The organism is Aneurinibacillus uraniidurans (genome assembly GCF_028471905.1).
GTDB lineage: Bacteria > Bacillota > Bacilli > Aneurinibacillales > Aneurinibacillaceae > Aneurinibacillus > Aneurinibacillus uraniidurans.
Genome location: NZ_CP116902.1, coordinates 1,875,823 through 1,895,302, shown reverse-complemented (window position 1 = coordinate 1,895,302; position 19,480 = coordinate 1,875,823). Strand labels below are relative to the sequence as shown.

The 19,480-nt window shown below is 44.5% G+C and carries 19 protein-coding genes; 5 read left to right on the top strand and 14 right to left on the bottom strand.

Annotated elements, in window-relative coordinates; translation table 11 throughout:
• Positions 1-7 precede the first annotated feature (7 nt).
• The 12 genes from PO771_RS09505 to PO771_RS09450 all read right to left on the bottom strand — a co-directional run bounded on the left by PO771_RS09505 (position 8) and on the right by PO771_RS09450 (position 11,339).
• The gene (locus PO771_RS09505) at positions 8-2,167 is read right to left on the bottom strand and encodes an ATP-binding cassette domain-containing protein (RefSeq protein WP_272563034.1); all 2,160 of its coding nucleotides are present in this window, start codon (positions 2,165-2,167) and stop codon (positions 8-10) included.
• Positions 2,168-2,187: 20 nt separating this feature from the next.
• Positions 2,188-2,712, bottom strand: a complete 525-nt coding sequence (locus PO771_RS09500; RefSeq protein WP_272563033.1) for a hypothetical protein — start codon at positions 2,710-2,712, stop codon at positions 2,188-2,190.
• Between the two features lie 92 nt (positions 2,713-2,804).
• Positions 2,805-4,301, bottom strand: a complete 1,497-nt coding sequence (locus PO771_RS09495) for a diguanylate cyclase domain-containing protein (RefSeq protein WP_272563032.1) — start codon at positions 4,299-4,301, stop codon at positions 2,805-2,807.
• Positions 4,302-4,351: 50 nt separating this feature from the next.
• Positions 4,352-4,594, bottom strand: a complete 243-nt coding sequence (gene moaD / locus PO771_RS09490; RefSeq protein ID WP_272563031.1) for a molybdopterin converting factor subunit 1 — start codon at positions 4,592-4,594, stop codon at positions 4,352-4,354.
• Positions 4,595-4,597: 3 nt separating this feature from the next.
• A complete protein-coding gene (locus PO771_RS09485; RefSeq protein WP_272563030.1) occupies positions 4,598-5,065 on the bottom strand; it encodes a molybdenum cofactor biosynthesis protein MoaE in 468 nt (155 codons plus the stop codon).
• On the bottom strand, positions 5,062-5,568 hold the full coding sequence (mobB, locus tag PO771_RS09480; protein WP_272563029.1) for a molybdopterin-guanine dinucleotide biosynthesis protein B: 507 nt from the start codon (positions 5,566-5,568) through the stop codon (positions 5,062-5,064). The genes PO771_RS09485 and mobB overlap by 4 nt, the downstream gene beginning before the upstream one ends.
• Before the next feature lie 12 nt (positions 5,569-5,580).
• Positions 5,581-6,834, bottom strand: coding sequence for a molybdopterin molybdotransferase MoeA (locus PO771_RS09475; RefSeq protein WP_272563028.1), 1,254 nt, complete (start codon positions 6,832-6,834; stop codon positions 5,581-5,583).
• A complete protein-coding gene (gene mobA / locus PO771_RS09470; RefSeq protein WP_272563027.1) occupies positions 6,831-7,427 on the bottom strand; it encodes a molybdenum cofactor guanylyltransferase in 597 nt (198 codons plus the stop codon). Before mobA ends, PO771_RS09475 begins: the two co-directional genes overlap by 4 nt.
• An 81-nt stretch (positions 7,428-7,508) precedes the next feature.
• Positions 7,509-8,702, bottom strand: a complete 1,194-nt coding sequence (locus PO771_RS09465) for an aminotransferase-like domain-containing protein (RefSeq protein WP_272563026.1) — start codon at positions 8,700-8,702, stop codon at positions 7,509-7,511.
• 85 nt (positions 8,703-8,787) lie between these two features.
• Positions 8,788-9,348, bottom strand: coding sequence for an isoprenylcysteine carboxyl methyltransferase family protein (locus PO771_RS09460; RefSeq protein WP_272563025.1), 561 nt, complete (start codon positions 9,346-9,348; stop codon positions 8,788-8,790).
• Positions 9,345-10,409 carry a type III polyketide synthase gene (locus tag PO771_RS09455; RefSeq protein WP_272563024.1) on the bottom strand — a complete coding sequence of 355 codons (1,065 nt, stop codon included), beginning with the start codon at positions 10,407-10,409 and terminating at the stop codon, positions 9,345-9,347. Before PO771_RS09455 ends, PO771_RS09460 begins: the two co-directional genes overlap by 4 nt.
• 63 nt (positions 10,410-10,472) lie before the next feature.
• Positions 10,473-11,339 (bottom strand): tyrosine-type recombinase/integrase, encoded by an 867-nt coding sequence (locus PO771_RS09450; RefSeq protein WP_272563023.1) that lies wholly within the window; start codon positions 11,337-11,339, stop codon positions 10,473-10,475.
• 359 nt (positions 11,340-11,698) lie between these two features.
• On the opposite strand from PO771_RS09450, the gene PO771_RS09445 reads away from it, so the two are divergent.
• Positions 11,699-12,289 (top strand): guanylate kinase, encoded by a 591-nt coding sequence (locus PO771_RS09445; RefSeq protein WP_272563022.1) that lies wholly within the window; start codon positions 11,699-11,701, stop codon positions 12,287-12,289.
• A 150-nt stretch (positions 12,290-12,439) separates the two neighbouring features.
• Here the strand turns inward: PO771_RS09445 and PO771_RS09440 are convergent, their stop codons facing one another.
• Positions 12,440-13,594, bottom strand: a complete 1,155-nt coding sequence (locus PO771_RS09440; RefSeq protein WP_272563021.1) for a D-alanyl-D-alanine carboxypeptidase family protein — start codon at positions 13,592-13,594, stop codon at positions 12,440-12,442.
• A gap of 338 nt (positions 13,595-13,932) precedes the next feature.
• Here PO771_RS09440 and PO771_RS09435 point away from each other — a divergent pair, with 338 nt between their 5' ends.
• The 4 genes from PO771_RS09435 to PO771_RS09420 all read left to right on the top strand — a co-directional run bounded on the left by PO771_RS09435 (position 13,933) and on the right by PO771_RS09420 (position 17,863).
• Positions 13,933-14,610 (top strand): response regulator transcription factor, encoded by a 678-nt coding sequence (locus tag PO771_RS09435; protein WP_272563020.1) that lies wholly within the window; start codon positions 13,933-13,935, stop codon positions 14,608-14,610.
• Positions 14,607-15,989 (top strand): HAMP domain-containing sensor histidine kinase, encoded by a 1,383-nt coding sequence (locus PO771_RS09430; RefSeq protein WP_272563019.1) that lies wholly within the window; start codon positions 14,607-14,609, stop codon positions 15,987-15,989. The genes PO771_RS09435 and PO771_RS09430 overlap by 4 nt, the downstream gene beginning before the upstream one ends.
• Positions 15,990-16,064: 75 nt before the next feature.
• Positions 16,065-17,162: an ABC transporter permease gene (locus PO771_RS09425; RefSeq protein ID WP_272563018.1), complete on the top strand. Its 1,098-nt coding sequence runs from the start codon at positions 16,065-16,067 to the stop codon at positions 17,160-17,162.
• Complete coding sequence (locus PO771_RS09420; protein WP_422664992.1) at positions 17,162-17,863, top strand: ABC transporter ATP-binding protein; 702 nt, start codon at positions 17,162-17,164, stop codon at positions 17,861-17,863. The genes PO771_RS09425 and PO771_RS09420 overlap by 1 nt, the downstream gene beginning before the upstream one ends.
• Before the next feature lie 51 nt (positions 17,864-17,914).
• Here PO771_RS09420 and PO771_RS09415 read toward each other — a convergent pair whose 3' ends face one another.
• Entirely contained in the window at positions 17,915-19,480 is a 1,566-nt protein-coding gene (locus tag PO771_RS09415) for a multicopper oxidase family protein (RefSeq protein ID WP_272563017.1), read from the bottom strand.

The window sequence follows — 19,480 nt, the reverse complement described above, 5'->3', positions numbered from 1 at the left end:
ACTCCCCCTAACTTTTTCGTTCTTTTACTGTCTGCCTTATGCGGAAATCAATCTCGGGATATTGAGACAAGACATAATAGAGCACTTTGCGTTGCAGGGTTAGAACAGTACAAGATGTCAAGGCGATTACAGTAGCGGTGCGCGGAACATTATCCAGTAGCGCAATTTCTCCGAAGTGATCACCGTCTTCCAGAACAGCGAGGCGAATCTGCCCCTCTTCTGTATCGGGAGAGTATTTGGTAACTTCCACTCTTCCGCGAGCAATCAAATAAAACTTTTCCCCGATGTCTCCTTCATGAATGATCGCTTGTCCGGCGACGAATGTTTCCGTATTGAACAGATCCTTGATTTCCTGCAATACTTCTATATCCATATCGCGGAAGAAAGGAAGCTTCGCCAAGCGTTCCGCATCAATACTTGCTTCTTGCCCGCCCTGCGATACGAATAGTCCGCTCTGCTTTTCCCAGAGTTCTTTATAGAATCCTCCATTTTGCAGCATTTGTTGGTGACTGCCGCTGTCTACTACTTTTCCCTGGTCGAACACGAAGATTTGGTCCGCATTGGTTATGGAGGACAGGCGATGCGTGACAGTAACCACCGTCCGATTACGTGATAATTCAGCGAATGTCTGGTTAATTGAAGCTTCTGAGATCGGGTCGAGCGCAGAGGTTGCTTCATCTAGCAACAAAATTGGAGGATTCCGCAGTATGGCACGAGCGATGGCGATCCTTTGGCGTTGACCGCCGGAAAAATTGCTCCCGTCATCTAGAACCTCGGTTTGATATCCATTCGGTAGGCTTTGGATAAATTCATCAATTTCTGCCCGTTTGGCTGCTTCGATCACTTCACCCAATCCGGCTTCTGGTTTACTAATGCGAATGTTTTCGAGAATCGTTCCCCGAAATAGAAAGTTGTCTTGAAACACGATGCCAATTTGCTCTCGTACAGAACGACGGTCCATATCTTGCAGGCTACTACCGTTGATTCGGATCTGCCCCTCGTTCGGCTCATAGAAACCGAGAATGAGCTGGACCATCGTGCTTTTGCCGGAACCGCTAGAACCAACGAAAGCTGCTGTTGTTCCTTTTGGAATGTGCAGATCGATTTGCTTTAACACCGTTTGCTCCTCGTTATAGCTGAACGTAACGTGATCGAAGTGAATATCGGGCTGCTGATTTTCCAGTACTCGAAGTGGCACGCTACCATTCGCTTCTAGCTGTTCGTCTAGCAGCTGTTGAATACGATTCATGCTGACCGACGCATCTGTAAACGTTGGGATGGTGAACGTCAAGTTGAACACTGAATTCCCCATTGATGTATACATCGTAAAAAAAGCAACGAGTGCACCTACAGTAATATGACCGTAAAGCGCCAAATAGGAACCAAGCCCAATGATCGTAAAGTTGATCAGAAGCATACTAATCATCGGGATGCGTTCTAGATTAGCACTGATCACATTTTGCTTATACTGAATTACAAATAAAGATTGCAATCTTGCAGTAAACTTGTCGATCATCGCCTGTTGTAAATTGAAACCTTTGATAACTTTTTGCGCTTTACTATTTTCCTGCACAGCGCCAGTCATTAAGGAAAACTGATCTTTATAATCAGCATTGATCGCTTGCGCTCGCCCACCGAGCATATAAGGTCCGACAAAAATTACAACCGCGCCTACTAGAATGCATACGGCCATACTCCATTGTAAATAAAACAACACGGCGATTGTGATCATAACGACGGACAATGACTGGATTCCAATTGTAAGAATGACATGCATCGCTCTATCAATGGCCGGCAAGTCGACAGAAAAATAGGAAACGAGATCAGCGGAGTGGCTTTTCTGGAAGAAACGAATGTTTACATGCTGGAGATGGGTAAATAAGCGGGTTCGTAAGTCCTTCTGTACGCGTGCACTCAGTTTGGCTAACGCATAGTCACTTGCAATACCGGCGCTACAGCCAATAAAGCCTGCAACACAAAGCACTGTGAGAATCAAATAGAAACGGTCGATGTCCTTTGGCACAATCGCATTGTCTACCATAAATTTAAAACTTAAAGGAGCTAAAGAAATGAAGGCGAGATCGAGAAACAAGCTAACGAAAAAGAGAAATGCCAGTAGTTTGTACGGACGCATATAGCTAAATAGATTTTTAATTACACGCAACATGTCGGGTTCCCTCTCTAGGATCAGAAATACGATTCATGACGAAAGCGCATGCCATACGTATGCCATTGTGAAAACGGTGCACGATATTCATCAATCAGACCAAAATCAGTTTCCCTCGTAGCTGTTCGCTCCGCGAGCTTGGCAAACAATCTCTGAAGATCTCTTTTGGCAGGCGCCCAGAAGCGGAATTCTGTTACTTTTCGATCCAGCTGGGCGATGTATTGCGTAAGAAATTGTAGACCTTCAAGAAACAGACGAGTTTTACGATGCTCGTTTACGAGAAATACCGCTTGGATTTGTACGATATGAGTATCTTGATAATTGTGATCGCCGGTTCCGTATATATAGCTAAGTGCCCCGATCACCTCATAGTCAGGATTAAAGCAAAGCATGGCTTCCCCCTGCATCAGAACTGGACTGGACAGAAAACTGAGTAAAACCGGAAATGGATAAGGGAGATTTAATTTCTTATGATGTTGGAGCAAAAAAGTAATGTACTTCTCCTGATAGTGCTCAGTCGCACATATTTGAAAATAATAGTCCATGTACAAGACTCCTCCTAACGGTATAGGGTAATTATACCATGAGAATTCGATTAGGCAGTAGCAGAAAAAGAAACAGGCCAAATTCCTTTGCTCTAAGGAATTTGGCCTTGGACAACCTGATTTCGTCCATTATTTTTAGCTGCATATAGAGCTTGATCGGCTCGTTTCAATAAAGCCTCCGCACTTTCAGTAGCTGAAGGCGTACATGTTGCTGCTCCTACACTACTAGTAACGACTGAGCTTACTGGGGAACTCGCATGGGGAATTTGCAGTGATTCAATACAGGAGCGTACACGTTCTGCTATAAGAAAAGCTCCTGTTTCATCAGTATTTGGTAAAATAATGACAAATTCTTCTCCTCCATAACGGGCTACTAAATCATCGGGACGTTGCACAATTTTCTCGGCTGCTACCGCTATTTGTTTTAAACATTCATCTCCTCCACCGTGCCCGTATGTGTCATTGTATAGTTTGAAATGATCAATATCAAACATAATAAGAGATAAAGGAACTTGCTCCCGTTGACATGTACGCCACTCTCTTTCGAGTGTCTCATCAAAAATGCGTCGATTTGCGATACCTGTAAGACCATCTTTGGATGAAAGAAATACTAGCCGCTGGTTTGCCTCTTTTAACTTTTGCTCCGCCAGTTTACGCTCGGATATATCCCGGAATACCGTTAAGACAGAAGGACTCCCTTGGTGGAAAATAGAGGAAGCAGCAACTTCAGCATGAAAGACTTTTTGATCAAGTGCGACTAATTTCTCTTCTATCAGACCCACAGATGCATGTTCAGTAGTATGTAACCCTTTTATACGTTGTGTAACGGTCTCCATCGAATCTGGGTGAACAAAGTCGAGAACTTTTTTGTCTATGATTGAACATGCCTCTGAACCTGCTAATAATTGTTGTGCCACTTTATTAGCGTATACAATTATTCCATTCGTATGAACAATCAGGGCATCTGGAAGTAATTCTATGAGACGACGGATTCTTTCTTCACTCTCTTTTAACTTTTGGTCGATGCGGTTTGTTCGTAGAAGATATCGAAGTAAAAACCCTGCAAAAAGAGCTCCTAGTATCGAGGAAAATCCGTAATATAGGAAAGTAGTATATAAAAGTTGCTGATTCGGAATGAGAATAGCAAAGGATGCAAAAATAACGAATATACATATCACGTTCATGAGCATCCATTTTTTTCTGGTGTTTTGTACGCTTTGAGCTATGATACCACATAGCAGGCCCATAATAAGGGAATTCGCACACCCAACGATAGAAGCCTTGGTAATTCCTCCGAACAGTAAAATGCGAGATATACTAATTATACTTCCTGTTAATAAAGCAGCCGGAAGCCCTCCAAAATAGGCAGCTGTAACGATAGAAAGATGTCGAAGGTCTGCAATAGTAGTTGAAGTAATAGGGATGGTAAAAAACATAAGGGAAGTCCCAAAAAGTCCCTGTCCGATCCCTACACGTAACTTTACGTTCAAAGGAGAACGTAAAGAGGGAATATTATTTTTAAATAGGTGACTAAACACAAAAAGAATGGAGGTAAAAATAGCAATGTTTATGATTAATCCACGTAACAAATGAGTCTCCTTCCTCAAACAGCGATATTTTTTCTAAATAGAAAATGATATCAGCCTCCACTTACCGGTGGGATGAAAGCAACTTCATCTTCGTCCATCAGCATACGCTCAGTTGAGACAAACGTTTGATTGACTGCGACCATTGCAGCCGGAACCCTAGCAGCCAGCGTAGGGTAAGTTTCTGTAAGCCATTGTTTTACACCTTCTGTTGTCAATCCCTCCTGATAAGGAATCTGTATATTCTCCAGTCCAGCTTCTTCTGCCATTGCGGCAAATAGTTTGATGGTAATCAATTGTTATTCCCCCCCGTTCGCACATTCCGGTTTTCCTGTCGGATAGGCGGTTATTTCCTTCTGATCTCCAATCCATGCTTCGCCGGTTTCCCAGTGTTCTTTCTTCCAAATCGGAACAATTTCTTTAATGCGTTCGATCGCATACCGTGAGTATTCATATGAGTCGGCACGGTGCGGAGTCGCGACAGCGATCACAACCGCGATGTCACTAATCTCAAGGCGGCCAATCCGATGAGTGATTGCGACAATTGCTTCGGGACAGCGCTCGCTAATCTCCTCCCCGATTCGGGCGAGCTGCTTCTCAGCCATTTCCTTATAGGCGGCGTATTCAAGATGCAGCGTTTTTTTGCCTTTTGTCAGCTCACGAACTGTTCCGACGAACAAGTTAATAGCGCCACAGTTCGGATGTACGACTTTATTCATCACCGACTCTACTGCAATCGGTGTTTCTATAATTTCAAATAAACTCAACGGACTTCCTCCTCTTTTTGTTTGAGCCAGGTCATAATGTGTGAGATGATTCCGGCTACGTCATTAATATCGTAGCAGGGATCATGTTCAACACGTACGTTATCCCATACTACCACAGCTTCTATATCCGTAACATCTACCAGCAGTGCTGCGTGAGATGACTCACGCAACACGACAAATTTAGGATAGGTGGCAAATTTATATCCTTCAATCAGCACCAGGTCGACTTCGCTATAATACGGAAGCAGCTGTTCAATTGAGCGGTGTTCCTGGATCATGATCGCTGTTTTATCAGCGGATGTGATCGAGACAACATGCGCACCTGCTTCCCGATGGCGGAACGTATCTTTACCCGGCTTGTCCACTTCGAATGTATGGGCATCATGCTTGATCGTGCCAACACGTATGCCCCGGCTCGACAGGTCAGCAATCAATTTGCATAGCAAGGTTGTTTTCCCACTATTCGAGTAGCCGACAACTTGCAAGATGGGGGGAATTCTCATGATGTATTCCTCCTATTCTCCAGCACGATACGGAAGAGGCAGAATAGTGACGAGATCACCCGCTGCTGCCCCCGCCCCACCTGCTGGAATGCACATAAGGCAGTTCGCATCTGTAATGTTCGTCACCACACCTGACTTATCCATGCCAACCGGGCGCACAACCGTCTCGCCCTGCTCGATTGTCCAAAAGCTGCGCACATAACGGGTAAACGGTGACGGTTTTTTCATATCGATGCCAAGCTTTGCCTGCATCTCTTTTGGTAGTGCCTGCGGTTTACCTTGTAAAGCCTGTAATGCTGGACGAACGAATAGTTCGAATCCTACGAAGCAGGCACCCGGATTACCAGATAGACCAAAAATAAACTGCTCGCCAACCCGGGCCGCAGATGTCACACTGCCTGGGCGCATTTTGATTTTATTGAATAGTAGATCGGCATTAAGTCGGGTAAATACGTCAACCATGACATCAAAATCCCCAACGGATACGCCACCGGATGTAATAAGGAAGTCTGTCTCGGATAAAATCTGCTGCACTTTGGCGACCGCAAGATCAGGATCATCTTCCAGATTACCATACAGGATCGGAATCCCTCCTGCCTGACGGACCTGGCTTGCGGTCATATAACTGTTACTGTTCCGAATTTTACCGTATGTAAGTTCATCTTCCGGACGCAAAAGCTCTGATCCGGTAGCAAGAATGCCGACGCGTGGCAGGCGATAGACAGGAACATGCGCGTAACCGAATGTCGCAAGAATCGCCATCTCACCCGGTCCAATACGTGTACCGGCTTCGATCAGGCATGTGCCTGCTTTTGTTTCCTCTCCCTGAAAAATGATGTTTTCGCCTGGCTTCATTTCTTTTTTGATCCCGACAATTCGGTCGACACGCGCTTCGTTCTCACTTGTCATCTCGAACATAATGACACAATCTGCCCCTTGTGGGATGGCAGCTCCAGTCATAATGCGTGCGGCCTGGCCGGCTTCCACACAAAAGTCAGGGGCATCTCCACACGCGATGGCGCCGATGACTTCAAGTTCGATTGGGTTATGTATGCTTGCTCCGATCGTGTCAGCGGAGCGTACGGCAAATCCGTCATACGGTGATTTACTAAAATGAGGCACATCGCTGGTCGCGATAACCGCTTCTGCTAGACGGCGTCCTTCGCCTTCGAACAGGGAGATTTTTTCAATATCTCCTGGTGTTATATGTGCCAGAATGCGCTGCTGGGCTTCTGCCACAGTGATGGGATCACGGTGAAATCTCATTTTGTCTCTTCCTTTCTAAGTGTCTCATAATCAGCTGGTGTATTGAGATTATAGAATACCTTGGTGGAATCCTGCTGTACAGGAAGATATGCCACGTTGATCGTGTCAAGCATCGTTCGCATACGTTTGTTTTCTGTTGACAGCTGGTCAAGAATCACAGGACGTATGCGTCGATGGTATAAGGCACAGAGTGGCTGTAATCGTCCGTCAGCCTGCTCGGGCACAACTGCATCTAGTTGTCCACTTTTTAGTTGCGGTGCGTACATCGTTAGCTTATAGAGAATGTCTTCATTGAGCTCAGGCATATCACAGCCGACTACTAGTAGAAGATCGTGTGCGCTGACACGCATCGCGGTTGCCATTCCTCCAAGTGGGCCCTGCTCTTTGATGTCATCGGGGTAAATGGAAATAGAGGGAGGCAGCATGGTGAGACGTTCTGCATGATTGCTAATAACGAGACAGGATTGTACGGTTTGTTGAAGTAGCCGACAGGTACGAACAATCAGCGGTTCACCCTTTACGGACAGTAGTTCTTTTGGTTGACCACCCATGCGTGAGCTTTTTCCTCCGGCGAGAATCACACCTTGAATCATTTTTCGCGTTCCTCTTCTGTATGAATTTCGTTTTATATTGTACAACAAAAAGAGAGCCATTGCAGGCTCTCTTTGCTTACGTTATTGATTGATCGGTTTATACGCTTCTTCTAATACGTGTACGAGCTTGCTCATACCTTCGTTAATTTTCTCTGGTACGGAATACGTATAGTTTAGACGGAACGCATTATACTTCGGTTCCCCGACATAAAATGGTGCGCCTGGTACGTACGCGACGCCGTTTTCTACTGCTTTGCTGAACAGTGCTGTTGTATTGATCTGCTCATGCAGCTCTACCCAGAAGAACATCCCGCCCCGCGGTGCTACGTATTTCAGTCCTGGCAGGTTTGTTTTCTCAAGGAGGTCAAGCATCACGTTCATTCGTTCTTTGTATACCGTGCGCAAGTTTGCAATGTGTGCATCCAGATCGAAGTGAGCCATCAGCTGATACAGCGCCTGCTGGTCAAGCGAACTTGAATGCAGATCGGCTGCTTCTTTCGTCTGGTTCATCATTTGGATAAGCGGTTTTGGTCCCATTACCCAGCCTGTGCGAAGCGCCGGAACAACCGTTTTAGAGAACGTACTTGTGTACAGCACAGTTTCTCCATTATCGAGCGATGCGATCGGAGCATACGTCTCGTTCTCGTTAAATTGAATTTCACCATACGGATCATCTTCTAAAATGACAACATTGTATTTTTTTGCGAGGCGCAGTACTTCTTTGCGACGTTCAAGCGACCATGCTTTACCAGCCGGATTTGAGAATGTCGGAACGACATAGATGAATTTTGGCTTGTACGTTTTTAGTTTTTCTTCAAGATCATCCGGCAGCATGCCGTCTGCATCTGAATCAACTCCAATGCCTTTGCCCTGGTATGATTGGAAAACTTGCAAAGCTGCCAGATAGGTTGGATTTTCGACGAGTACCGTATCACCTGGATCCAGCATAATTCGAGAAAAAAGATCAATAACTTGCTGCGAACCCGTCGTCAGCAAAATCTGATCAGCGCTCATATGTACATTTTTGCGAGTCATGCGTTCAGCAATTTTTTCGCGTAGTGGGCCATATCCCTGCGTTAATCCATACTGTAACGTATGTTTTCCGCTCGCGAATACGCGTTCATAGGCGTCTCGTACAGCATCAAGTGGAAATAAGTTGTCATCCGGCAGTCCGCCTGCGAATGAGATAACATTTCCCTGGCTGATGACTTTAAGGATGTCTCGTACAGCAGACGGTTGGAAGCTGCCGCATCGTTGTGCAAAAGTATAGTTCATGTCTCTCTAGCCACCTTGTTTCTTTTTGTAGGATAGTACTTACTACATTAAACCTTTTTGCGAATTCTGACAACCTTTCGTATTTTCACTCTGGCTTTTTGGGCAAGAAGCGCAGACGATTTTGCATAACGGTTGTATAGGCAGTATAAGAAGCTAAGCCTTCTTCTTCAACGCGAATACGATAAGAAAGCATCAAGGCATTTAGGATCGAAAACGCCACGCATGTGATATATGCATCAAATAAGAGTGGAATGAGAGCTAGCTCAAGGATAACGACCGTGTAATTAGGGTGACGCAAGAACTGATACGGACCTCGGCGTACAACATCAGCCCCAGGTATAATGATGATCCGTGTATTCCAGAAACGTCCGAGTGAGGTGATCGCCCAATAGCGAATTCCCTGTACGATGATAAGAGCAGCCAACAAAATTGGCCAGGCAAAAGATATAGCATACCCTCGGAGCGCGACTTCGGTCCACAGCCCGGCAAAAAAGCTGATATGCATCAGGACTAGCAATGGGTAATGCTCCGCACCGATCTCAATGCCGCCATGTGCCATCATCCACTGTTGATTGCGGCGAGCGATCCAAAGTTCGACTAGTCGCTGAATTATGAGAGAAACGAATACGGTGTAGAAAAAAATCATCTCATTCCAGCCCCTCTGACAAGCAATAATTCTGAACTGAATCCAGGCCCGAGAGCGCTGATCAGTCCATATTCGTCTGGTGCGATTCCTTGCGCAAGAAACTTCTCTAACACGAACAGAACAGTTACAGATGACATATTGCCATAGCAGCGCAGTACGTCAAGGGCATGGTTGAAGTTTGCAAGCGGCTGCCCCAGTATATCTGCATATGCTTGAATGACCTTGATTCCGCCGGGGTGCGCGATAAAATGCTTCAGGTCAGAGCTGCTCATGCTGTGCTTTTGCAGAAACTCATCGACGTTTGGCTGTACCAATGTATGAACAAGTGTCGGAATATCACGAGAAAAAATGACTTGTAAGCCATGCTCGTTTATATCCCAGCCCATCACATCGTGCGTATTCGGCCAAAGCGTGCTCATCGTATCGAGCACTTCAAGTCCTCGCGAATGACAGACGTGATCCCCTTCGATGAGCACAGCCGCTGCTCCGTCTGCGAATAAAGAGGTGGCAACTAGATTACTTTTAGAGCGATCCTGCTGCTGGAATGTAAGTCCACAGCATTCTACGGCTACAAGCAGTACCCGCTCTTTCGGAAACGTCCGGACGTATTCCTGAGCACGCGATAATCCTACCGCTCCCCCTGCGCAGCCGAGCCCGAAGATCGGCGTTCGCTTCGTGTGTATGTTCATTCCTAGTTCATTTATAATCCGCGCATCGATACTAGGCGTGGCAATACCGGTAGTAGACACGAAAAAAATGTGATCGATATCTGTTGGAGTTATACCTGCGTGTGTAAGACAATTCCGTGCGGCGTCTGCTCCAAGGCGTACGGCCCACTCTTGAAACAATGCGTTTTTCTCGGCAAATGTATGCACTGTTCCAAACCAGTCAAGCGGTACGCAAAAATGACGAGTTTCCACCTGCCCGTTCGAAAATACGGGCATAAAACGGTCGATATCACGGAAAGAGTCAGCGAACAAGCGACGTGCAAAATCACGTACGTCATTCTGCTGCAGGATGTATGGAGGTAAGGCCGTTCCTACGGCTGTAATATGAGACAACTGAATCGCTCTCCTTCACTGGATATACGGTTAGTTATACCCATTCCCTCCCATTTACAACCATCAGCGGCGCATTTCCTGTACTTCATCCCATACAGCATCAGGTAGAATTAACTGCTCAATCCCGAGCATATCCGCGACATCGTCACGTGAATATCCGGCGAGTAGCTTGCGGATCACATACGTATTGCGCAGTTTCTGAGCATGAACATGAAGCCCTGCTTTTGTTCCAAGCGAATTCAAAATAAATTGAATACTGCGCGGACTAATTTTTTCGCCCTGACGCGATGTGAAAACGAACGGAGAATCGTGTACGCCAGGGTGTTCGGTATACTGCCGCAAAAATCGGGATTCTTGTGGTGTCATGATGATGCGGCGCATATTTCCAAGTGAAATGCCAATAATCGCACTTTCACCCTCCCAGACGATTTCACGCCATAAGAGATTGGCTGCTTCCTGAATGCGCAGTCCTCCCCAGACGAACAACGTTACAAGCGCCATATTGCGCAAATACGCCTCTTCTTTATGTCTCGCTACGGCATCGTATTCAATCGTTTGAAACAGTACGTCGATTTCTTCATCCGTAAAGGCAAAGGCTTGCTCTTCTTTTAGGTCTGGCCTACGTTTAAGTTTGGCACATGGATCAAGACCGATATAGCCTTTTAGCCATAAGAAATGAAAATACGATTTCAATGCCGAAATTTTTTTATTCACGGTTGAAACTTGCCGTCCTTCTTGCAATTCTTCATCAATGAACGCGGTTACGATCTTGTAGCTGATCTGATGCAATTCAAGATGGGGATGGACACGTGCTAACCAGGCAAAGAAAATCGTCATCTCCATCATGTAAGAAGCAATCGTCAAGTCAGCACGGTTTTGTTCCATGAGATAGGTTTCATAATCTGTATGGTAACTGAAGCGGAACTCCATGTGTTTGTGACCTCCTTTTGTTATTTTTTATTATATATTGATACGCAGTATTTTAATACCTTGCTTTGAAAAAAACAGTCCCTCTCTCTTCCTAATCTTGCTATTCTCTGTTTTATCGGCTCTTCTTCTGTTTTGTCGAATTTTGTAGGTTATTTGGTACAAAAAAGCCTATACTAATTCTTGCAACTGCAACAACTTGGTTATTCACTGGATATTCACTTCATTTGGTGCCGGATCATCCTCCGGCATATTTTTTTTGTCTAAAAATGTTGCTATTGCCCTATTCCAAGATTAGAATATTTTCAATATTATAAATATAACACCTTTCAAAAAGGTATATCGACGTAAGGAGGGGTACGATGTATCAGTTACAAGATTATAACCGCATTTTTGTGTTTACAGGACCGTATGGTGCAGGGCGAAAGACGATTGCAGATATGGTAGGTGAGGCACTTGGACTGCAGCGTGTAATTCCATATACGACCCGACCGCGTCGTTCAGCTGAGGTAGACGGACAGGATTATCACTTTATCTCGGAAAATGAGTTCCAGCATATGCAGGAGAATAATGAATTCATTGAGACACTCCGTCTTGACAACGTTCAACACGGAATTAGGGAGCGTGACATTGAACACTATCTCCAGCAAAACGGATCGATTTATTTAATCTTAAATCATCGGGGTGCTGATTTGCTCAAAAATGTATACGGTTCCAATTTGATTCGGATTTGCATCCATACCGATGAAGATACCATTCGCACCCGCCAGCGTAAACGCGGTTATGCGGAAGATGTAATCGCCCGTCATATGCGTGATTACCCGGAAGCAATGGCATACCGCGAGAAGTGTGAACATTCCTTCGCAAATAAGGTTCCGGCCCACACTGCTTTTGCCGTAGCCGAGACACTTGAACAGTATTTAAACCGTAACCTGGTGCCGGATATCCAGTAAGATTGATAAATAAAACGCAGGGAAAGTCATTTTAAAAGTACTTTCCCTGCGTTTTTATGTGCTATCTCCTACCGTTTGTATCACACTCCCAACCGGCCGCTTGCAGTTCACATACCGTCTGTTCGCCGTCTTGTGCATTCCGATCTCTTTCTATTGATTTACACGTCGGCGGTAGATCATGATTCCACCCGCTACAACCAATGCGATCATTCCCGCCGCTATTACACCTTTTCTAGATATAAACCCATTACGTAAACTTTGTGACGCTGGAGCAGCTATACGGTCGTCTGGCTGTGCATCCAGCGTATCAGCATATAGATGCTGTGCTCCAGACGTAGATCGAACAAGCAGACTACGCCCTTCATCTGTATCCACTGTATATTTATCATTTGCCGGAATCGATGTATACACATCCCGGCGCGCCACGAGTGTTTCTCCTTTATACGTAAAATGCTGACTAGTTCGCGCTACCTGTACCGTACGGAAATTAGTAAATCCGTACGTAAGAAGCTGCTCTGCTTCCTTCGTAATCTCATTACGTGTGGGTGCTTTCAATAGAACCGCAATCAACTCTTGTCCATTCCGCTCTGCTGCCGCGACAAACGTAAATCCCGCCTGCTGTGTGAATCCATTCTTAGCCCCAATAGCTCCGGGATAGCTTTGTAAGAACTGGCGAGAATGGTTCACTAGATTCGATTTCCACTCTGCTCCGTCCCATTTTCGCTCCTGTGTAGAAGCAATCGTACGAAACGTCGGGTTTTGCATCGCTACACGCATAATGCGTGCCATATCAAGCGCTGTCGTTACATGCTTCGGGTCTGGCAGACCATCTGGATTCACAAAGTTCGTGTGTGTCGCCCCCGCCGCTTTAGCAAATGCGTTCATGCGACTACTAAACGCTTCACTACTGCCAGCCATATGTTCAGCGATGGCAACAGCCGCATCATTTCCGGAATTTAGCATCGCTGCATACACAAGGTCTTCTAACGGCTTTTGTTCACCGACTGCTAGATATACACGTGTCCCCGTGACATCATGTGCATCTTTTGATACCGTCACGACATCCGACAGCTTCCCTTGTTCAATCGCCAGCGCACTTGTAACAATTTTGGTGATACTGGCTGGAAACATTATTTTCTCTCCGTTTTTCTCATACAAAACATCACCGGATCGTGCGTCCATCAGCACAGCCGCTTCACTTTGCAGCGCCGGTAGTGGTTGAGGTTTTACTGTAAGCGGGCTAGCAGACGCCGTCCCCGTTCCTAAAAAGCATATAGTCAAAAGTGAACAGATCCATTTTTTCATACGTTCAGTCCCCTGTGCATTCTGTATATTGTGTAATATGTTCCTGTTCTATTTTACATATAACTGTTTATTTGTGAATTGTTTTATACGCAGTATTTTGTTACTATAAAATACCTCCTCATCCATTTCTTCTGTGTACTTGAAAAAGCGGGCAAAAAAAGAGCGGGCTCGCCGTTGTCTCGTTAGGCTTTTAGATGACAGCATGTGAACCGGATATGAACTGTGTATACTATGCCTAGCCAGCCGATTTAAACGATGCATATTTTCGTATTTGTATGTATACTCCAAATGAAAGCAATCCTACTTATCTTGTAACTTATAAGGAGCTGTACGTGACGATGATTCATATTTTAATTGCTGATGATGACCCTCACATTCGTGAACTCGTGACCTATCACCTGCAATTCGCAGGCTATACCGTCTTTCAAGCAACGGATGGCGAAGAAGCTTCTGTATTGCTTGCAGAGCATCCCATTCATTTAGCGATTGTCGATGTGATGATGCCAAACAAAGATGGGTTTCAACTCTGTCAAGAAATTCGGGAAGATTACGATATTCCGGTTATTTTATTAACCGCAAAAGATCAATTAGTTGATAAAGAAAAAGGGTTTGCAGTCGGAACGGATGATTATGTCACAAAGCCATTTGAACCGCAAGAATTATTATTTCGCATGAAAGCACTGCTTCGACGTTATCACATGATAAATGCCGAAAAAATTAAGTTGCATGACACAATCATTGATCGGAGCAGTTATGAGGTTGATTGTAATGGGCAACTTCTCATGCTGCCCATGAAAGAATTTGAACTGTTATCACAACTCGCCAGCTATCCCGACCGGACATTTGCACGGGAAGAACTGATTCAATTAATTTGGGGAGCAGATTTTGCCGGGGATGATCGAACGGTGGATGTTCATATTAAGCGATTGCGTGACCGCTTTGCTGAGCGCACGAACGATTTTAGCATTAAAACGGTGCGCGGTGTTGGCTATAAACTGGAGGTCGCCAAGAAGTGAAGACTCTTTATTTACGAATCGTTGTTACGACCCTGTTCGTGATGCTAATCAGTAGTTTACTGGGGTTTGTTTTCACAAATGTTTACTATCAATACAAGTTGAAGCCGTACAACGATGAAAAAATAACGCATATGGCACAAGATATCGTCGCTTTTTATGAAAATAATCCTCGTAGTAATTTACATGATTATTTACAAAACACAGGAAACCTGGGCTATCAGATTTTTTTGGTGAATCAACAAGGCGATCAATCGTTTTATGGTGGAGCCTTTCGCAAAAAAGAACTGGACCCTACAGTGATCCAAAATGTTTTACATGGTCATATTTATCATGGGATTTCCCAGTTCCCTTCGACAGCCTTCATAACCGGATTTTTTGATAACGTACTCTCGAATACAATTGGTGTGCCCATCATGATTGATGGAACTCCTCATGCGCTTTTCATCCGCCCTAATATCGAACTGCAGTTTGGAGAAATGCGGGTCTTTTTTGCTCTTCTTATGGCGCTCACTACACTGCTAAGTATTTGTTTTGTGATCATTAGTACCCGTTATATTGTCCACCCCATTACCAAACTGACAGAAGCGACTAAAAAACTGGCACAAGGAAAGTACAATATTGAACTGCATGTAAATCGGCGGGATGAAATCGGGCACCTGGCGAATCACTTCTCTAAGATGGCCAAAAGCTTGGAACAGCTGGAAGAGATGCGGCAAGAATTCGTGTCGAATGTGTCTCATGAAATTCAATCTCCCCTTGCTTCTATCCAGGGATTTGCCCAAACGTTGCAATCCGACACGTTATCGGCAAGCCAACGAAGCCATTACTTATCGATTATTGAGGACGAAAGCAGGCGGATGTCACTGCTAAGTAAGCAGCTATTAATGCTTGCTTCGCTCGATAAAGAAGAGGATATTATCGAAAAAAGCACATTTGATGTGGCCGCTCAGCTTAAACAAGTCTTGTTTATGACCGAATGGAGCTGGCGGGAAAAAGAGCTGGCGATTGATATGAAGCTCTCTTCCACTTTCATTTTTGCAGACCAAAAATTGCTTCAGCAGGTGTGGATCAATCTCATTACTAACAGCATTAAATTCACGCCACATGGCGGATCGATTTCCCTTCTGCTTACCCAAACTGATCATAAAGAATGCCACATCGAGATCAAAGATACAGGGATTGGCATTTCCGAACAGGATCTGCCCTATATTTTTAACCGCTTTTACCGCGCCGATAAATCGCGGAACCGCAAAGAAGGCAGCAGTGGTTTAGGGCTTGCGATTACAAAAAAAATTATCGACCTGCATCATGGAAAAATTCATGTAGAAAGCCAGCTAGGGAAAGGAACAACTTTCCACGTCTATCTTCCCCTTCTGTAATGTCGTGTTCATCTTCCATTCATATTTCCCCTCTATACTGTCATCAAGACGAACAAGAATGGAGATGAACAACTTATGTTTCTTGCATTACGCGAAATCAAACATGCGAAAATGCGTTACTTATTAATAGGTTTTATTATGGTTTTAATTGCCTGGCTCGTTCTATTTGTGTCGGGTTTAGCCAAAGGATTATCCTCGGCTAATGCATCCTCGATTCAAAACATGAAGGCAGATTACCTGGTGCTTCAGACAGATTCAGAAAACCGTTTAACCCGATCCATGCTATCAGAAGAAAAAGTAAAGGACATTCAACAATATGCCAAGCAAGCCGCCACTCCACTAGGGGTCCAAATGACCACAATTACGCCAAATCAGACCGCGAAGAAAACAGATGCAACCTTTTTCGCGATTGACATGAATGATAGGCTAGCTCCTACTGTAGTGGAAGGCAAACGGATTACGAATTCTACAACGGATGAAATCATAGCGGATCGTTCGTTAAAAGATGACGGATTTGCACTAGGCGATCACATAAAAGATCAAGCATCTGGAAAAGTGTTTACAATCGTTGGATTTACAGAAGGTCAATCTTTTAGTCATACTCCGGTCATCCATATGAATAAGCAGGAATGGGCTTCGATTCATGAATCAAATGCGCAATTTAAACAAGCGTTTAACGCCGTTGCCTTGCACGTAGATGAAAACAGCGCTCAGCAACTTGCTGACAAAGTATCAGGTGTTGAAGTGATCAGTAAAGACCAGGCTTTACAAGGCATCCCTGGTTATAAAGAAGAACAAGGCTCCTTACTGATGATGATCGTATTTCTGTTTGTCATTGCTGCTTTTGTATTGGCTGTATTCTTCTACGTGATTACGATCCAAAAAATAAATCAATTCGGGGTGTTAAAAGCAATCGGTGCAAAATCAAGCTATTTGGCCCGCAACATCATTTCTCAAGTACTCACCCTATCTATTGTGAGCCTTGCGATTAGTATTGCGCTTACGTATGGAATGTCCTTGATTTTGCCGGGCAGTATGCCGTTTGCGCTCAATCCACAGTTGGTTGTAGGCTGTTCCGTACTATTTTTAACGGTTGCCGTACTGGGGTCATTGTTATCACTATACCGTGTGATCAAAATTGATGCGATCGAAGCGATTGGGAGGGCTGCATAATGAGTAACAAACTTATCCTTGACAATATTAGTAAAGTATTCGGTGATGGAGATACATCTGTTAAAGTGCTGGATGGTGTGTCATTACAGGTTAAAGCAGGTGAGTTTGTAGCCGTTGTCGGTCCTTCCGGCTCTGGTAAAAGCACCTTTCTTTCCATTGCCGGGGCATTGCTGTCCCCTTCTAGTGGTCGGATTATTTTGAGTGACAAAGATGTGAGCAAACTGACACCAAAGAAAATGAACCAACTTCGTCTTGAAAAAATCGGGTTCGTATTTCAAGCGTCCAATCTAATCCCGTATTTATCTGTCCGTGACCAGCTGCTGCTAATCGCTGAATTAGCTGGCAACCCCACTAAAGAAGCTGAAAAACGAGCAAATGATCTCCTTACACACCTTGGATTAGCTCATCGCAGAGATCATTATCCGGAAAGTTTATCAGGTGGAGAACGTCAACGTGTGGCAATCGCTCGGGCTTTGATGAATGACCCGGAACTGATTCTGGCCGATGAACCGACGGCAAGTCTTGATTCAGAACGAGGTCGAGCTGTCGTGCAGATGTTAGCGGATGAGGTAAAGGCACGAGGAAAAGCGGCGATTATGGTTACGCATGATAAGCGAATGCTAGATGTGTGTGATCGGGTTGTCTATATCGAGGACGGCAAGCTTTCTGAGCAGCCAAAACGTGTAGCAATGGGTTTGTAAAAAAGAGGCTGTCCCGAAGTTACTTTCGGGACAGCCTTATATACGTTCAAGCTATTCACTTGCCTTCATATCTTCTGGGTCTGGTTTAATCGAGGAATGATAGCCTTGATATTCGACCTCCGTCATCATCCCCATTGCTGCATGGTGCAAATCATGACAGTGGAACATCCAATTCCCTGTGTTATTTGCTTGAAAAGCGATGTCATATCTTTCACCCGGGCGAACGACAATTGTATCTTTCCATACCGGGTCCTTCACAGGCTTTCCGTTCTTGGACAGGATTTGAAAAACGTGCCCATGCAAGTGCATTGGATGATCGGACTTCCCATCATTGATAAGAGTTACTTTTACTTTATCACCTTTTGATACCGTTAATGGGTCCGTGTTCGGATAGACCTTATCGTTGATCATGTATTCCTGATTGCCATTCACTACTTTCGAGTTTAAATGAAGCATATAGTTTTTATTAAATTTCGTTTGCTCGTTAAACGTCTGGTTTGCTACATCTCCATAATTAGTAATATCTACGATCGGAAGATTTTTGTCCGAATCCGATTTTGGTGTCGTATTATTTCCTTCGTACATAACGGGAATATGGATATCTGCCGCATAAGGCGTATCATCGTGACTGTCAATGATCCAGTTCGTAGCGCCATCCGCTGTAAACTCGACATCATATCGTTCTCCAGGTCCGATACGTAACAGTTGATCTTTAATCAACGGAGTTGACGTAATAGGATTACCGTCGATGGCCACCACTTGAAATGGTTGATTTGGCAGATGAATAGTGTGAGATAAATATCCTGCGTTTACAAAACGAAGGCGCACCTTCTCTCCCTTTTTCACGGTTAACGGTTCAATAAGATTTCCTGCCTTACCATTAACCGTATAAACGTTATACATTTGTTTCATCATTTGATCATGATCCATGTTGGGCATGGTAGACATATCGTGATTCCCCATGTTCATTTGACCATTCATATTGGACATATCATGACCATTCATGTTTGAGTCGGTCATCCATTCATCCAATACAAGCGTATAGTCACGATTTGGCTTGTTCGTCTCATCTTTTGGATCAACAATGAATGTGCCATACAAACCTTTATCCACTTGTGCTGCACTATTGTAATGAGAGTGATACCAATAAGTACCTGGTGTTGTGGCCACGAAATCATACGTAAAAGATTGGCCTGGTTTGATAGAAGCTTGTGTCATTCCGGGAATCCCGTCCATGCTATTTGGGACAGGATAGCCATGCCAATGAATGGTGATTGGAACGGATAATTCATTTTTCAAATGAACTTTTACACGATCCCCTTGTGTAACACGAATCTGACTACCAGGTACTGTTCCATTGTACGTCCAAACAGGAACCGTCACGCCATTTTTGATTTCTTGTTCCGTAGATTTGGCTACCAAAGAAAACTCTTTGATCGTTTGGTTGCCTACTTTGCTTACAACAGGAGTAACAGCGGCTGGAATGGCCTGACTCTTAGTTGAAGATTGATTCATGCCGCTCATATTTGAGTGATCCATTCCATTCATCGATGAGCAAGCACTCAATAACGCGGTCGATAATACAATCCCCATGAATGTCATCGTTTTTTTATTCAT

What these genes read in the sequence shown, in the direction of transcription:
- PO771_RS09425 (WP_272563018.1), top strand. Translation starts at nt 16,065, where the DNA reads ATGTTTCTTGCATTACGCGAAATCAAACATGCGAAAATGCGTTACTTA.
- PO771_RS09505 (WP_272563034.1), bottom strand. Translation starts at nt 2,167, where the DNA reads ATGTTGCGTGTAATTAAAAATCTATTTAGCTATATGCGTCCGTACAAA.
- PO771_RS09445 (WP_272563022.1), top strand. Translation starts at nt 11,699, where the DNA reads ATGTATCAGTTACAAGATTATAACCGCATTTTTGTGTTTACAGGACCG.
- PO771_RS09415 (WP_272563017.1), bottom strand. Translation starts at nt 19,480, where the DNA reads ATGAATAAAAAAACGATGACATTCATGGGGATTGTATTATCGACCGCG.
- PO771_RS09420 (WP_422664992.1), top strand. Translation starts at nt 17,162, where the DNA reads ATGAGTAACAAACTTATCCTTGACAATATTAGTAAAGTATTCGGTGAT.
- PO771_RS09500 (WP_272563033.1), bottom strand. Translation starts at nt 2,712, where the DNA reads ATGGACTATTATTTTCAAATATGTGCGACTGAGCACTATCAGGAGAAG.
- PO771_RS09475 (WP_272563028.1), bottom strand. Translation starts at nt 6,834, where the DNA reads ATGAGATTTCACCGTGATCCCATCACTGTGGCAGAAGCCCAGCAGCGC.
- PO771_RS09440 (WP_272563021.1), bottom strand. Translation starts at nt 13,594, where the DNA reads ATGAAAAAATGGATCTGTTCACTTTTGACTATATGCTTTTTAGGAACG.
- PO771_RS09435 (WP_272563020.1), top strand. Translation starts at nt 13,933, where the DNA reads ATGATTCATATTTTAATTGCTGATGATGACCCTCACATTCGTGAACTC.
- PO771_RS09460 (WP_272563025.1), bottom strand. Translation starts at nt 9,348, where the DNA reads ATGATTTTTTTCTACACCGTATTCGTTTCTCTCATAATTCAGCGACTA.
- mobA (WP_272563027.1), bottom strand. Translation starts at nt 7,427, where the DNA reads ATGATTCAAGGTGTGATTCTCGCCGGAGGAAAAAGCTCACGCATGGGT.
- PO771_RS09465 (WP_272563026.1), bottom strand. Translation starts at nt 8,702, where the DNA reads ATGAACTATACTTTTGCACAACGATGCGGCAGCTTCCAACCGTCTGCT.
- PO771_RS09450 (WP_272563023.1), bottom strand. Translation starts at nt 11,339, where the DNA reads ATGGAGTTCCGCTTCAGTTACCATACAGATTATGAAACCTATCTCATG.
- mobB (WP_272563029.1), bottom strand. Translation starts at nt 5,568, where the DNA reads ATGAGAATTCCCCCCATCTTGCAAGTTGTCGGCTACTCGAATAGTGGG.